General features: G+C 30.4%; 16 protein-coding genes. 8 read left to right on the forward strand and 8 right to left on the reverse strand.

What is annotated here, in order from left to right; all coding sequences use genetic code 11:
• Positions 1-15: 15 nt before the first annotated feature.
• The 3 genes from AC1EUY_RS00380 (at position 16) to AC1EUY_RS00390 (ending at position 3,491) form a co-directional block, all read left to right on the forward strand.
• Positions 16-810, forward strand: coding sequence for a cation diffusion facilitator family transporter (locus AC1EUY_RS00380; protein ID WP_321976166.1), 795 nt, complete (start codon positions 16-18; stop codon positions 808-810).
• Positions 811-909: 99 nt separating this feature from the next.
• Positions 910-3,225, forward strand: a complete 2,316-nt coding sequence (locus tag AC1EUY_RS00385; RefSeq protein ID WP_480193520.1) for a PHP domain-containing protein — start codon at positions 910-912, stop codon at positions 3,223-3,225.
• Positions 3,226-3,227: 2 nt separating this feature from the next.
• Complete coding sequence (locus tag AC1EUY_RS00390) at positions 3,228-3,491, forward strand: hypothetical protein (RefSeq protein ID WP_321976168.1); 264 nt, start codon at positions 3,228-3,230, stop codon at positions 3,489-3,491.
• Positions 3,492-3,532: 41 nt separating this feature from the next.
• On the opposite strand, the gene AC1EUY_RS00395 is transcribed toward AC1EUY_RS00390, so the two are convergent.
• Positions 3,533-4,048 (reverse strand): ORF6N domain-containing protein, encoded by a 516-nt coding sequence (locus AC1EUY_RS00395; RefSeq protein ID WP_480193521.1) that lies wholly within the window; start codon positions 4,046-4,048, stop codon positions 3,533-3,535.
• Positions 4,049-4,068: 20 nt separating this feature from the next.
• Positions 4,069-5,334 (reverse strand): site-specific integrase, encoded by a 1,266-nt coding sequence (locus AC1EUY_RS00400; RefSeq protein WP_480193522.1) that lies wholly within the window; start codon positions 5,332-5,334, stop codon positions 4,069-4,071.
• A gap of 973 nt (positions 5,335-6,307) precedes the next feature.
• On the opposite strand from AC1EUY_RS00400, the gene AC1EUY_RS00405 reads away from it, so the two are divergent.
• From AC1EUY_RS00405 to AC1EUY_RS00425, 5 genes are all read left to right on the forward strand, one after another.
• A complete protein-coding gene (locus tag AC1EUY_RS00405) occupies positions 6,308-6,712 on the forward strand; it encodes a hypothetical protein (RefSeq protein WP_321978370.1) in 405 nt (134 codons plus the stop codon).
• A gap of 144 nt (positions 6,713-6,856) precedes the next feature.
• Positions 6,857-7,561, forward strand: a complete 705-nt coding sequence (locus AC1EUY_RS00410; protein ID WP_480193523.1) for a M48 family metallopeptidase — start codon at positions 6,857-6,859, stop codon at positions 7,559-7,561.
• A gap of 138 nt (positions 7,562-7,699) precedes the next feature.
• A complete protein-coding gene (locus AC1EUY_RS00415; RefSeq protein ID WP_321978374.1) occupies positions 7,700-8,395 on the forward strand; it encodes a hypothetical protein in 696 nt (231 codons plus the stop codon).
• 16 nt (positions 8,396-8,411) lie between these two features.
• Positions 8,412-9,509, forward strand: coding sequence for a helix-turn-helix domain-containing protein (locus tag AC1EUY_RS00420; RefSeq protein WP_480193524.1), 1,098 nt, complete (start codon positions 8,412-8,414; stop codon positions 9,507-9,509).
• A gap of 183 nt (positions 9,510-9,692) precedes the next feature.
• The gene (locus AC1EUY_RS00425) at positions 9,693-9,992 is read left to right on the forward strand and encodes a hypothetical protein (RefSeq protein ID WP_321978378.1); all 300 of its coding nucleotides are present in this window, start codon (positions 9,693-9,695) and stop codon (positions 9,990-9,992) included.
• Between the two features lie 299 nt (positions 9,993-10,291).
• Here the strand turns inward: AC1EUY_RS00425 and AC1EUY_RS00430 are convergent, their stop codons facing one another.
• From AC1EUY_RS00430 to AC1EUY_RS00455, 6 genes are all read right to left on the reverse strand, one after another.
• A complete protein-coding gene (locus AC1EUY_RS00430) occupies positions 10,292-11,173 on the reverse strand; it encodes a retropepsin-like aspartic protease (RefSeq protein WP_321978380.1) in 882 nt (293 codons plus the stop codon).
• A 35-nt stretch (positions 11,174-11,208) separates the two neighbouring features.
• Entirely contained in the window at positions 11,209-13,596 is a 2,388-nt protein-coding gene (locus tag AC1EUY_RS00435; protein WP_321978382.1) for a TonB-dependent receptor, read from the reverse strand.
• A 219-nt stretch (positions 13,597-13,815) separates the two neighbouring features.
• Positions 13,816-14,022 carry a LytTR family transcriptional regulator DNA-binding domain-containing protein gene (locus AC1EUY_RS00440; protein ID WP_415859577.1) on the reverse strand — a complete coding sequence of 69 codons (207 nt, stop codon included), beginning with the start codon at positions 14,020-14,022 and terminating at the stop codon, positions 13,816-13,818.
• 29 nt (positions 14,023-14,051) lie between these two features.
• Positions 14,052-14,483: a LytR/AlgR family response regulator transcription factor gene (locus AC1EUY_RS00445; RefSeq protein ID WP_480193525.1), complete on the reverse strand. Its 432-nt coding sequence runs from the start codon at positions 14,481-14,483 to the stop codon at positions 14,052-14,054.
• 79 nt (positions 14,484-14,562) lie between these two features.
• The gene (locus AC1EUY_RS00450; RefSeq protein ID WP_321978386.1) at positions 14,563-14,769 is read right to left on the reverse strand and encodes a peptidase associated/transthyretin-like domain-containing protein; all 207 of its coding nucleotides are present in this window, start codon (positions 14,767-14,769) and stop codon (positions 14,563-14,565) included.
• 72 nt (positions 14,770-14,841) lie between these two features.
• The gene (locus AC1EUY_RS00455; protein WP_480193526.1) at positions 14,842-14,967 is read right to left on the reverse strand and encodes a hypothetical protein; all 126 of its coding nucleotides are present in this window, start codon (positions 14,965-14,967) and stop codon (positions 14,842-14,844) included.
• Position 14,968: the final 1 nt, after the last annotated feature.

The following is a 14,968-nucleotide window of genomic DNA, read 5'->3' on the forward strand; positions in this document are numbered from 1 at the left end:
AACAAATAATTATTAATGCAAAAAACAATATTTGAAATTGCCAAAATGGATTGTCCTTCAGAGGAAAATCTTATCCGAATGAAACTGGATGGAATTTCAGATGTTAAAAACCTAGACTTCGATATTCCCAATAGAAAATTAACTGTTTACCATACTGGACAAATAGACCAGATTGAGCAATCAATTATTGACCTGAATTTAGGTGGGCAAAAACTATCTTCTGAAGAAACAGAACAAACTGAATTTTTAGAAGACAAGAACCAAAGAAAATTACTTTGGACAGTTCTCGCAATTAACTTCATATTCTTCTTATTGGAAATTACCACAGGTTTAATCTCAAAATCTATGGGATTGGTTGCCGACAGCTTGGATATGCTTGCTGACTCATTTGTCTATGGCATAAGTCTTTTTGCTGTTGGAGGCACATTTACAAGAAAAAAGCGAATTGCAAAACTCGCTGGGTACTTTCAAATTACTTTGGCACTAGTAGGATTTATTGAAGTCCTAAGGCGATTTTTTGGAGAAGAAAAATTACCCAATTTTTCAACTATGATTATCGTTTCGATTTTTGCATTAATCGCAAATGGTATTTGTTTGTATTTGCTTCAAAAATCTAAAAGTAAAGAGGAAGCCCATATGAAAGCAAGTATGATTTTCACTTCAAATGACGTGATTATTAATTTAGGGGTAATTGTAGCCGGACTTTTAGTTAACTGGTTTAACTCAAATAAACCTGATTTGATTATCGGAACTATTGTTTTTGCTTTGGTCATTCAAGGGGCGTTACGAATTTTAAAACTCGCCAAATAAAAAAGTATCTTTGTTACAAATTTAACAATGGTATAACTATAATGTCAATAGATGTGTTATGTCTATGCAATTGTTACAAAACCAACCAATGCAAAACGAATGAATCCAGTTTATCTAGACCTACATATCCACACTTCGGATGACCCAAATAACTTGAATCCAGATTACAACTTACAACTGTTAATTGATAACATAAACAACTACACGAAAAATTCAACTTTTTTAATTTCAATTACTGACCATAATACTATAAACAAAGCTGTATATCTCAAAGCCAAAGGTTTAGGAATAAATATTTTAGCTGGTGTTGAACTTCATATAAAAAATTACCCATCCTGTCCACCTTACCATTGTCATATCTACTTCAATTTAGATGAAATAGATGACACGGTTATTGATGATTTAAATACAAAATTAGATGAACTCTATCCAAATAAAGTAGTTAATAAGGACGATGATACAATACCATCAATCGAAACCGTAATTAATACTTTTGATTTATACGAATTTTTACTCTTACCTCACGGTGGCCAATCACACTCTACATTTGATAAATCAATTCCTGACGGTGTTAGATTTGACAGTACGATGGAGCGGAGTATCTATTATAACCAATTTGATGGCTTTACTGCAAGAGGAAATTCAGGACTTGAAAGAACGCAAGATTATTTTAAAAAGCTTGGGATAAATGAGTTTGTAAATTTAATGACCTGTACAGATAATTATAATCCGAGCCAATACCCCAACGCTAAATCATCACAGGCTAAACCTTTTGTGCCTACCTGGATGTTTTCGCTTCCCACTTTTAACGGTTTAAGATTATCACTTTCAGAATCTTCAAGGTTAGTTTATTCAGAAGAAAAGCCTAAAAATTGGTCAGAAAACATAAGGGCAATAAAGCTGTCTAAAACAAACATTGAAATTGATGTAGAGCTAACATCAGGTCTAAATGTTGTAATTGGCGGTTCATCGAGCGGTAAGACACTTTTGGTGGATTCAATTCACAACAAAATTTATAATGATTTTTCAAAAACCAATTATGGGCATTTTGAAGTAGATAAAATGATAGTGGAAAACCCATCTGGACTACACCCTCACTACATATCACAGAATTATATAATGAGCATTGTCAACGAAACTACCGATGACAACCTTGGCAATATTGATATAATCAAAAAGGTTTTTCCTGGCGATGACACTATTCGTGAAAAAGTAGATGCAGGGCTTTTAAAATTAAAGTCAGATTTGAAAGACTTGGTTAAATGTGTCAAGATAATAGAAGATGAAGACAAAAATTTGAAGAAAATACCAATTCTCTCAAGGCTGGTTAACAAACAAGATGTTCAAAAAAATGTCCTTTCCAATCTTTTACCTACACAAGAAATAATAGACAAAACGGAATATTCACAGCATCAATATGAACAACACACTTCAGTTTTAGACGAGATTGAAGCTTTTTTACTTGCCAATCCGTTCGTTGAGTTTAATGAAGATTTGATTGCAGACTTAAAGGAAGAGCTTAATAAGGCCTACTATGTTTCCCAATTTGAAAGCAAAACAAGAAAAATAATTCAACTTTCTAAAACGGCATATGATGAACATTTAAGAGCATCAAACGAGGAAGAGCAGTCTAAAAAACAACATTTTGACACTTTAATCGCCAGTATTAAAAAATACTCAAAGGCTTATTCACGATTCAAGAATATCATTGAGAAGATTTCTGAATACGCTATCCGTTGCGATTCGGAAGTAATAGAATCTATGGGACACAAGCTGTATATTCAAAACGATTTTAGCTTGACTAAAGAGAAGTTTCTCGATGTGATAAATTTCTACTTGAAAACTGATAAAAAAGTAATTCTTTTCAATCAATTAGCCCCAGAAAACTTGTTTTTTGAAAATTTCAAACAACAGTCGCCTAAAGTACATAGTTATGATGATTTTGAAATTAAGGTTAACAAAAAATTTGAAGACCTAAATAAGAAAAAATATAAAATAGAAACTGCTGATGGAAGGGATTTTGACAATTTAAGTGCTGGTTGGAAAACCTCTGTGATACTCGATATAATTTTAGGATATGATGGAGACATTGCACCGATTATTATCGACCAGCCAGAGGACAATTTAGCGACTAACTATATAAATAAGGGATTAGTTAAAGCCATAAAAAAGATAAAGCCGAAAAAACAAGTCATTTTGGTTTCTCACAACGCAACAATTCCAATGTTGGCTGATGCCCAAAATATAGTTTTGTGCCAGAACAATGATAACAAAATAAGTATCGTTTCGAGTAGATTGGAAGGTCAAATAGCCGACAAAAACGTATTGGATTATATTGCAGAAATCACAGACGGAGGCAAACCGTCAATAAAAAAACGAGTTAAGAAATACAATCTTAAACATTTTACAGAATAATTATGAAACTATATTTTTCAAAAGACGACCAAGATGAGATAGTTGTAAAAATGTCAACTTCTACCGTACAGGAAGATTTCTCTTATGTAGAAATGATAAAAAACCTATTAGAGAATAACGAGTTTGATGATACAGACTTTACCGACGATTTTACCGATGATGAAAAAACAAGAATAGAAACAATGTTAAATTCTATTAATGCTTCAATAGTATCAGAAAATGACGTTGAGGAAAACAACCAAACATCTGAAGATGCTCTCGATTAGTAAAGGTGTAGTATTGTATATGATTATATTTTTCTATTCCGTTAAGATTTTCTTTTAAAACCAATTCTTTCTCTGTTCTGTTGTTCAACTTGTATCTTATCCTTTTGTAGCAAATAATTCAATGCTTCGTGAATATCCTTAAATTTTAAGTTCATTTCCTTTTCAAGCTGGGCAATCCGCTCTTTAAGATTGCTATAATCCGTAAGATGCTTTCGCAAGGCTACAAAAGCTCTCATAATGGATATATTTACATCAATGGCCTTATCGCTATTAAGTACGCTAGAAAGCATTGCCACGCCTTGCTCCGTAAAGGCAAAAGGAGTGGTCGGGCTAAATTTAATGTTCTCTGGAAGCTTATCACAATTTGTGATAACCTCTTTCCATTCACCTTTTGAAAGCTGAAACATAAAATCGTCCGGAAAGCGTTTTAAGTTTCGTCTAACGGCTTGTTTAAGAACTCTGGTTTCAACTTCATAAAGTTCTGCAAGGTCAAAATCAAGGATTACTTTATTGCCTTGTATATTGTGTATTTTGGTTTTTATTATTGATAGTTCCATTTTCTTTTTGTTAAGGGATGTTATAAATTTTGTGATGCCACCTTCGAACTAGGCTCATTTTCTGCCTTTTTGAATTGTTTTCTTAATTTTTGCATATCATCACTTATTTTACGCTCAATGACTTTTGCATAAATTTGAGTGGTTGATATTCGGGAGTGGCCCAACAACTTTGAAACCGTTTCAATTGGCATACCATTACTCAAAGTAACCGTTGTGGCAAACGTGTGTCTGGCGATATGAAAAGTGAGATTCTTTTTAATTCCGCAGACATCGGCAATTTCTTTTAGATAAGAATTTAGTTTTTGGTTCGATATTTTAGGAAACATACTTCCTTGGGATATAGATTTACGATTGCTCTTATATTTTTCAATAATTTGTAATGCCTTTGGCAACAATGGTATTCGGATGGGTTTTGTCGTTTTTTCCCGTTTATAATAAATCCACAGTTCGCCATCAATTCCTATACAGATATTATCCGCAGTCAAATGAATGACATCTATATAGCTTAAACTGGTATAGCAACTAAAAACGAACAAATCCTTTACTAGTTCCAATCTTGGAATACCAAATTGTTTGTTTTCTATCGCTTGAAGCTCGTCGAGGCTTAAAAAGCCTCTTTCCGTTTTAATGAATTTAGATTTGAAATTGATAAAGGGGTCGCGTTCAATCCAACCCAATTTTAACGACAAGGTTATCATCTTTCTAAAACGCTCGATATGTTTCATTACGGTATTATTGCCCATTGGTTTTTGATGGTCTTCCGGTACATAGTCTCGGAGAAATTTCTCGAACTTTATAATAAAGTGGTAATCGAGTTCACGCAAATAAAGGTCTGTGGTCTTATAGAACTTCAACAGAAATTTGGAGATATAACTTTGGGTAGTGTAGTAATTTTTTTGTGTCCCCCATTTTAACTTACCAGCCATATCCTCATTATGGTAATTGATAATATCAGTAATTGAGCGATTATTTTCATCCTGTCCAAAATACCGTGCTTTAACTGCTTGTGCCGTAATGAGTTTACGTTCTGCCTTTAGTTCCCGGTAGCATTCAAAAAGATAGGTATAGATTTCGTCCAGGTAACTGTTGAGCACCCTAGATTTTTGGCTGTTCCCCCGAGCTCTATTTCGGTGGACATCCCAATCGGAAATCAAAACCTTTCGTTTTAGGCTGATGGTAGCCCGTTTTCCGTTTACGGTAATTCTAGCATAGATTGATGCTTGCTTGTCTTTTGCCCTTGCGAAGTCTGCCCAGAACAAAATACTGAAGGTTGAAGATGTTTTCATTTGTTTCGTCTTTTAGTTAACAACAGATTGTTGTCAGACGAAAGCCAAATCACTTATAAAGATACATTTTTTGACCGAACCAAAAAGGCGATTTTAACAATTAGGTCAACACAAACGTTAAAACGGTTTTGTTATCCGATTTGTTGACTTTTGTTGACGGATTAAATCAATTCATTTGAATTTAGAAAAAACAAAAAAACCTAAAAATCATACGATTAACAGGTTTTTAGTAACAATTGATATGTTAAATTGTCGGGGTGGCAGGATTATAAAAAATTCTGTAACCCACTATATTTTAGTATTTTAAAACACTTTTAACTATATGTGTTCACCTAATTGCACACTAAAGTCAAAAAGAACTATTTAAAAACAAATTTAATTTGTCTTTACAATGGTCAAATATACAATTTCCAATAAAAAAATGTAAAATAAATTATACTTTTTACATAGATGGTAGAAGTTTAAAAATAGATCTTATACTTAAAAAACGACTTTTCTATTTAAAATGTTTTTTAACCTCAAGCAACACACCATACAATTTCTTAAGTCAAACACTATTTCTTTTTTAACGAAATAAAAAATAAAACTATACTTAAACCTATGAATACGTATTGAAACAGCTTTTGGTCATTAAAAAGTGTCAACCCTAGTACTAAAAACAATATGCCAAAAATAAATATGTTGGTTTTTTTCATTTATTGATATTCACATTTTAAGATGTACTGTTACTCTAAGCTTGTCAAAGCGAATTTTATCTTAAGTACTGTCAATTCTTATCAAATATAATTATGAACTAGAATGTAGTCACAACAAAACAGAATAAGTTAAGTTCAAAAACAGTATTTAAACCTTTTTATTAATCAAAAAAGAATATTTATTAAGCCCATATTTTATTTTTGAAATGCCCTATAATATCTGTGTTAACTTATATCAAATCTTTTAATCTAAATATCAATACCTATTCTAAATTTTTATGAAAAACAATCTAATTTTAATCTGTTCCTTTTTTCTATTTGTAGGGATTTGTAATGCTCAAAAAGTAAAACTAAAAAATGATATAATTTTTATTAACGGTAAAGAAACCTTGAGCTATGCGAAGAAGTCTCATAATAATGAGTATGTTATTTATGAGTTACATACAAAAAATGAAATCATTAATGTTCTAAGCAATATTAATGACGGTTATAAAAAAATACTATTTGTCAAATCTAAAAAGAGTTTAGAAACCACACTAGGCTACTGGAATAAATCATTTATCAAATGGCTTATTGAACAAGACGTACTGACCTTGGAGGGTAAATTAAATAGTGACCAAATCGACATTTTTATCAAAAAATATGATGAAAAAATAACACAAAGAAAGGGATATAGAAACTAATCATATATTAACACTAATATGATGAAACTACTCTACTACCCAAGCATCTGCTTTTTTATATTATTCATTCAGTATTTTATAACCTATATATTTTCTAAAGAAAGAGACATAACAATTATAAAAGGCAATTTACTGTCTATAATTTTGGCATCACTTTTTTTAGGCGGAATACTTTATTTATCATCTGTCTTTATTAAAAACTTTGATAATGGCGTACTATTCTATATGCTTTTGTCAATGTCTCTTTATGGATATTGGTTTATTTTAAACCCGCTTCAAAAGGTACTTTTATCAAAAAAACACAAAAGAAATTTTTTAATTGAAGAAGATCTAAAAAATGAAGGATTAAATTTCAGAATCTTTTTTACAGATAAAATAAGCACCAATGCAATGGCAACTGGTATTGTTCCTTTCTATAAAATTATAATCTTAGCTAAAGATTTAAAGGTAAACTTAGATTCCTCAGAATTAAAAGCTATTGTTTATCATGAAATAGGACACCACAAAAGAAAGCATATTTTCATAATGTATGTATTAAACGTCATAATCCTAAGTTTATATCTTATGGGAAGTACAGTAATGAACGAGTTTGATTTTCCAAATAAGTTTTTCGAAGGGCTATCTGTCTTTTTAGGGGGCGCTTTGTTTGTCCTTATTGTTTATTATATACCTAACAAAATCATGTACTTTTTAGAGTATGATGCAGATTCCTTTTCTGCCATCAAAAATGATCGTAAACATATGATTAGCGCTTTAAAAAGTTTAGATGAGTTATCAGACGGAAAGTTGACAAAAGGAAATATTAATCATCCAAATTTAGAAAAAAGAATAAAAAATCTAGAGTTGTAAATTCACTAAAAAACATCACAAACACCTAACATTGCGTACAAAGACCGTATTTAAACCGCTATTGAGGTTTTTTTAAGATTATTTGTAATAGGTCTATATAATTTAGCTGAAAATAAATTTTAACAACAATAAAAAATTATGAAGACAATCAAGCAATTAACGATTTTATTTCTTTTCGCATTTGTATCACAAACCGCATTTGCCCAAGAAACCATTAAAACACATAGCTTTAAAAAAGGTGAGGTATTAGATATTTTGCTGGTAGAGCGAAAACCAAACATAGAAAAAGAATATAAACGATACAGAGAAACAGCATTTACAGTTGCCATCAAAGAGAGTTTTAAATTACTTCAAGCCTCTGGCACATCTAATCTACAAGGTAATATTGAACCCAATGTGTTTATTATTGGTAAATGGGACAATCTCGAAAAACGCGAAAATTTTTTAACAGATATTTACAATCAAGTTCCAGATTTTGATGAGCAAAGGCGAACTATCTTTTCAATTTTCAATTTGACTTATTATGAAATGCCAAAAGATGTTACTTTTAGCATCAATAATGAAAAATATAATGTGGCTACTGCTTACTGGAAAAAAGATGATAAAAATTTTGATGCATTTTTAAAAAAGTATAAAAAAGAATCTAATTCAAGTGGTGGAAAAACCGTGGTAGAATTAACCAATGGTAAATCACCATATAAATACTATTACAATCCAGATTATTTTGTGATCACGGAATGGGACAGTAAGGAAGAATTTGATGAATTTCACAAAAAGAATAATAAAATGAATACTGAAGGCTTATTAAATGTCAATCAGTTTTTGATAAAGTAGTTAAATATAAATCAATATGCAATCCATCTATAATCAACTCATTTATTTTGCCTTTTTTCAATGTGTGCTTTTACTTATGGTGTATGTGTTTTCTTCAAAAAGAAGAAAACTCGTCAATAACTACCTCATAGTTTTAATTATTGCCATTCTTTTAGGGCTGATTGGCAAAACATTATATATACAAGGCTATTTTGGACAAGATTTTAGGTTGATTGCATTTTCAGAACTTGCAGGCTTACTTTTTGGTACCACAATTTATTTATTTACCAGAACATCATTTTTAGGAAAAAACTATAAAACGGCAGATTTGGTGCACTATATACCTGCATTAAGTTATACGGTATTTGTGGTTTTTTATTTTATGTTACCCTCTAATCTTGCTATGAAAGATAGAATGCTTTCTGGTGAAAGTGATAGAATTATATATTTATTTCACGCTATGGGTTTAATAGTAAATACAACGTATTGGTTTATTAGCTTTAGAGGTTTATTGCTATTTAGGAAAAAGTTAAAAAATGAGCTTTCTTATTCCGTTAAAGATTCTTTTTTCTACAACCTGCACATTGTGGTAGGTATTTGTTTATTTGTATGGTCAATTATTTATGTAATCAGTTTGTTTGGCCCCATAATGATAGAGCGCGATTTTAGAACTGTTGTTTGGCTCATTATGTCATTTATAGTGCTATTTATTGCTTATTATAGTATGATTTCGCCAGACATATACAAGCGAAAGCCTCTTAACATTGTAAAAAAGTACAATCAATCTAAATATTCTAATGATGATTTAGATCGCTTAAAAACCCAGCTTGATGCTGTTATGCAAGACAAAAAGCCATACCTTAATAATAAGCTGTTAAAAGCTGAATTATCTGAAATGATAGGTATATCTAATCCTGAAATGGCACGATTATTAAACGAACGCATTGGTATGAACTTTTTTGAATACGTTAATTATTACAGAATTAAAGAATTTATTGAAGTTGCTAAAGTTAAAAAAGATGACTTAACCCTATTTGGTATAGCCCAAGAAGTAGGTTTTAATTCTAAGGCTACGTTTATCAAGTCTTTTAAAAATTTAATGGGTACGACGCCCTCGCAGTATTTTAATAATTAGGTACTATATTTTATGCCATTTAGAGGAACATTCCTAAAACAAACAAGTAGTGTAACAAAAAAATAAACTTAGCGTCATATAAGTGTAATCAGCAAAAATCTTTATTATAAAGCTACTTGACTTAAGTATTGAAGGAAAAAATTAATAATCAACAGGAATATTCTTGGTAATGAAAAAGTTTTCGTGAATAATAAACTGGTTAGTCAAAAACGAACTCTTTTTGGAACTAATCATAACATCGAGATTAATGGAACCGAGTATGACCTTAAATATACTATAAAAGATGCGTGGAAAAGATTAACAGGAAAATCTGTAATCCAAATTAATTCTGAAGGTGCATTAATATCTGAACACAGTATAAAAAATCGTGCCTTTTTAACCACACAATTTATAATTGGATTTATTTTAATGTACTGCTCATATTTAATCCTTATGATGATAATAGAATCTGCAAAAAACGGATTTGTACATTACGCACATTAAAAGTAATCTTGATATCCAAGATTAAATCTTTGAATTATATAAGTAGTTTGGGCGAAAAAACTGCACACAAAAACGTGTTTTATAAAAACCCAAGTCCAGTTCTCTATAGGGAATTAATAAACTTTCAGCTTAATCGCCTATTGAGGTGAGCGTACAAGAACTTAGAATATAAGCAATTAGCAATTTAGCAAAACTCTATTTGTCTTTTAAATTTTATGTGACGTAGTTATAACAATCGTAAAATTGAGAGTTTCTCTACGTATATCCACATCTGTTAACCATATTTTTTTAGATGCAGTTTAAAATTTACTATTTATTAATGTGTTGGGTTTAATGTATACTACCTTTTCTTTGAAGTCTAAAACAATGTGAAATCGTTTTAATAAATTTCCACCCATTAATGCTGGAATAACAGACTTAAATTCTGTTTTAGTCAGATAGGCAGGCATATTGTAAATTTCAAATCCTGCAATGTCAAATTTTGGTAACAATACAACATCTGATTTTGATACACTACCATCTGTTCCTGAAGATGTAGCTTCTCCAATAACTTGAAATTTATTTAATAGGTCGTTGTTTTTTACTTCTTCAGCGTAAATAAGTAGCTCACCATTGTAACCAATATCTAACATTGCAAGTATTTTAGATTTTTTTCTTCCATTATAAACTATAGTTCCTATATATGGTAAATTATTAATAAACTTTAATTTACTCTTTGTAAAATTTTTTGATAATTCAGGAAGAATATCATAAACCACTAATTCTTTTTTCTCATAATTAATTCTCACTTTTTTAGTTTCAAAAAAGTTCCAACCAATAATTCCATCTAAAATATCGTTTTCTGGATATGAAATACCAAGAATATTAATATTTCTGTAAGTTCCATTTCCAAGCTTTATAGAATTGTTTGAACTCAACTTTTCATTAGATTTTCCGTTTGTACCTTGATTTGAAACTATGCTATCGAAAGCAATTTCTAAATTATGGTGCTTTAATCTCGTTGTATTAAGAACTGTAATATTAGCTCCTAAATCAAAAACCATACTCAAAGTATCAGATTTGTTTATTGAAGCCTTTATATAAATTCTATTGTCATCTTTAAGTTCAAATGGAATTATTTCCTGTGCAAATGCTGTATTTGATAGCGTAAAAAATATTAAAATTTTAAAAAGTTTTTTCATTTATTGTGTATTTTTTTAATTATGGGCAACGATTTTTATAAAAAATCATTGCCTTTTTTCTCATTAGTATCTCGCTTCTTTCGCTTTACAGAATTACCCTTTCCACCAAAACGATAAGATAAGCCAAAATAGACAGTTCTACTATTCCAGCTAAACTCACCTGCTTGAACTAAAGGTCTATCACCATTAAATGAAAATTGTTGCGTTTTAAAAATATCATTCATATTTAAACTTAACGTCCCTTTTCGGTTTGCAAAGCTATAACGAGCACCAGCATTTACAAAGTAGAATGCTTCGGTTTCAAATTGTAAATTTCTATTTGCGCCTCTATACAAACCAAATAATTGAAATGTTAGGTTATTGTCAATTTTAAAATTATTAGTCATCTTAATATTGTATAACACATTATCAACTTCAATTTCTTGGTCTTCAGCTATACCTTTTTGAGTTTGTGCATAGATGTCAAAACTGGCATTGAAGCTCCACCAATCCAACGGTTTGTAATTTCCGGATAACTCAAAACCATAGGCTGTATTATCCTCGTAGTTATTATAAGAAAACAATATTCTTGATGGTAGCTGTGGATCCTGAAATGCGAATCGTGTAATTTCATTAGAAATAGCTCTATAAAAAAATCCACTTGTAATACTGCCTTTATTTAATTTTCTTGTATAATTTGCTTCAATTGAATTTGTAAACTGTGGTTTTAAATTAGGATTACCAACATTTGTTACACGAGCCGAAGACCAAACTCGTATCGGATTAATTTGGTCTAAACCAGGTCTATCCACCCTTCTACTAAAGCTTAATTGATACGAATTATTTTGAGTCTCGGTATTTGGTGTATATTTTAAGAATGCCGAAGGATAAATACTAAAAATTTTATCTTCAAATAATTCATCATTGGCATTAACTTGTTTAAAAAGACCTTTAACATCATAGTTTTCGATGCGTGCGCCAATTTGATATGCCCATTTCCCTATGTTTTTACTATAATTTGTATATAATGAAAAAATGTCCCTATTGTAATTATAGTTTGAATTAAAACTATCATTATTTGATGTAGTAAACGTATTGTCTATTTGTTGCAGACGAGCTTCGGCACCCATTTCTAAAGTTGCTGTTTCAGATAATGGATTTACATAATCTAGATTAATGATGGTATTGTTTCTTGAGTTATTAATATCATCTACATAGTTATTGGTATTCGTTTCGTTTTCAATGGTAAAATCTGATAGTTCACCGCCATTATAGGTGTTGTAATCAAGTTCTAATTCTATAGTATGATTGTCCTCATTAAAGAAATGCTTATAATCAAAGTTATAGCTCGCATTTGTGTTGTCCCTTTCACTATCATATCCTTGATTAATAAACTGGGGTTGACTATTAAATAAAACTCTGTTTTTACTTAAAACATCACTATCAAAAATATTCTGGTTAGTATAAACAGAAATGGTGTTTTTATCGTTTATAAAATAGTCTAAGCCTATTTTGAATAAGTGCGAATCACTATCACTTGCAGAATTCCATTTTTCATTAGAATTGTCTTGTTGTCTAAAAATGCTTCCTACTACCCTTCTTTTTCTATGATTAAGCCCGTAGCTACCGTAAAGATTAAATTTTTCAGCCCTGTAATTTAGCGTAGTACTACCATTATACTGCACATTATCCCAAATAATAACACCTGTGTTTATAGAACCATTAAAACCTGTGTTTGTGTTTTTATGCAACACAATATTTATTATGCCACTCATACCCTCTGGGTTGTATTTTGCTGAAGGATTCGTTATCAATTCAATTTTTTTTATCGATGTTGAAGGGATTTGTTGAAGCAGTTGGTTCGCACTTATATTTGTTGGTTTCCCGTCTAAAAGTACACGAACATTAGTATTGCCACGCAACGATAAATTACCGTCTTGATCTAAATCTACAGAAGGAATATTACCCATAATATCTGCAGCAGAAGCACCAGCCGTTGTTAAATCTTTACCAACGTTTATTACCTTTCTATCGATACGCTGTTCAATGGTAGAACGTTCTGCAATAATTTCAACGCTATCTAATTCTTCTGTATTCTCTTCAAGTGCTATGATACCTAAATTGGTTATTGCACTACTTATATTTATCTCTTTTGTAACAGTTTTATATCCAATAAATTGAACCTCTATAAGTACTGGTCCAAACGAAATATTTTCAATTTCAAATTGACCATCATCATTTGATATACTGCCCGTTATAACTTTGCCATCTACTGTATCTTTTACAATAACAGTAGCATAACTAATGGGTTCTTTCAATACTTTGTCTATTATTTGACCTGTAATAGTCGTTGTGAGATTATTAGAATTTTGAGCATTACTTATGTGCATATTGGAACAACATAAGATGATTGCGAAAAAAATGTTTTGAATAGTAGCCTTCATAATGTTTAAATTTTGAAGCAATAGTATTCAATACATACCTGAAAGCATCTTATAAATTTGTTAATGGAAGTTCATTAACCGTTATACTACTGAATGGAAGATTTACTGAAAGTTCAACTACAGTATTTGCACCTTAAGTACAGCTATATAGTAATAGTTTTTTTGTGTAAGTTGAATAGAAATATACGAAATTAGTGTAGTTGATAAAGGACAGTTCTTTTATCTCATTGTCTCAAAAAACTTGGACTTATAAGTTACACCAATAGGAATTATTTGATTGCTAATATGTATTTGATTGTCTGTAACTTTTTCAGCTTTATCTAAATTCACAATAAAGGAACGATGTGTTCTTATAAAGTTGTATTTTTTTAATTTTTCTTCCCAATTGCGCAGACTGTCTAAAATTATAATATCCTTATTTTTCATAACAACCTTAACATAATCTACTTCAGCTTTTAGAAACAGTATGTCATCTGTAGTGTTTTATAGATTGTTTTATCTGCATACAAAAATAGTTGCTCGCTATTTTGTTTTTCAATATGCAAATCCCTAACTCTTGAGACTGCTTTGAAAAAGCGACTGTAAGAAAATGGTTTTACTAAATAATCAATTACGGCTTCTTCAAAAGCTTCAATGGCGTAATTAGAATAGGCCGTGGTTACAATAACTTTAGGCGGATTTTTAATTGTTTTCAGAAAAGATAATCCGTTAATTTCTGGTAACTGAATATCTAAAAATAGAACATCTGCATGTTCTAATATATCTAAGGGAATGTCTAAACCACTTTCATATACCCCTAAGCTTGATAAAAATGGGGTTTTATCAATATAGCTTTGCACAATTTCTTGAGCAGCGTTTTCATCTTCTAAAATTAGACATTGTATCATAGCTTAATAGTCAAATTTATTTTAAATACATCATTTTCCTTAACAATGACTAAGTTGTGTTTCTTAGGATATAGTAATTCTAAACGTTTTTTTGTGTTTTTAATTCAAATTCGCCATTATCATTAGTAGAAACACCATCCACTAAATTTATATTCTTATACACCGCAACGGTTGCAAATGGAATGCTTTCTTGACTGGCAGTATGCTTTACTACACCTTTGTAAGTTTGAGAAAAAGAAAAAAAGAGAACAATAAAAAAAATACTAAAAAGAAAAAGTCTATCCATTTTATGAGTTTATGTTTCATAACATCCACTTCTTATTTCTTATCTAAAACTTTAATCTGTGAATGGCTTATTTTAATCTGTAAATAAGCCATTCTCTACAATTATTCCTTTTGTAGAATTAGATAAATTAGAAGTGTTTACATGACGAAGGATTGTAAAGCAAGAGGGTAACACGCAGAGCGGTGTTACTATTTTCATA

Source organism: Maritimimonas sp. 2210JD6-3 (assembly GCF_056591795.1).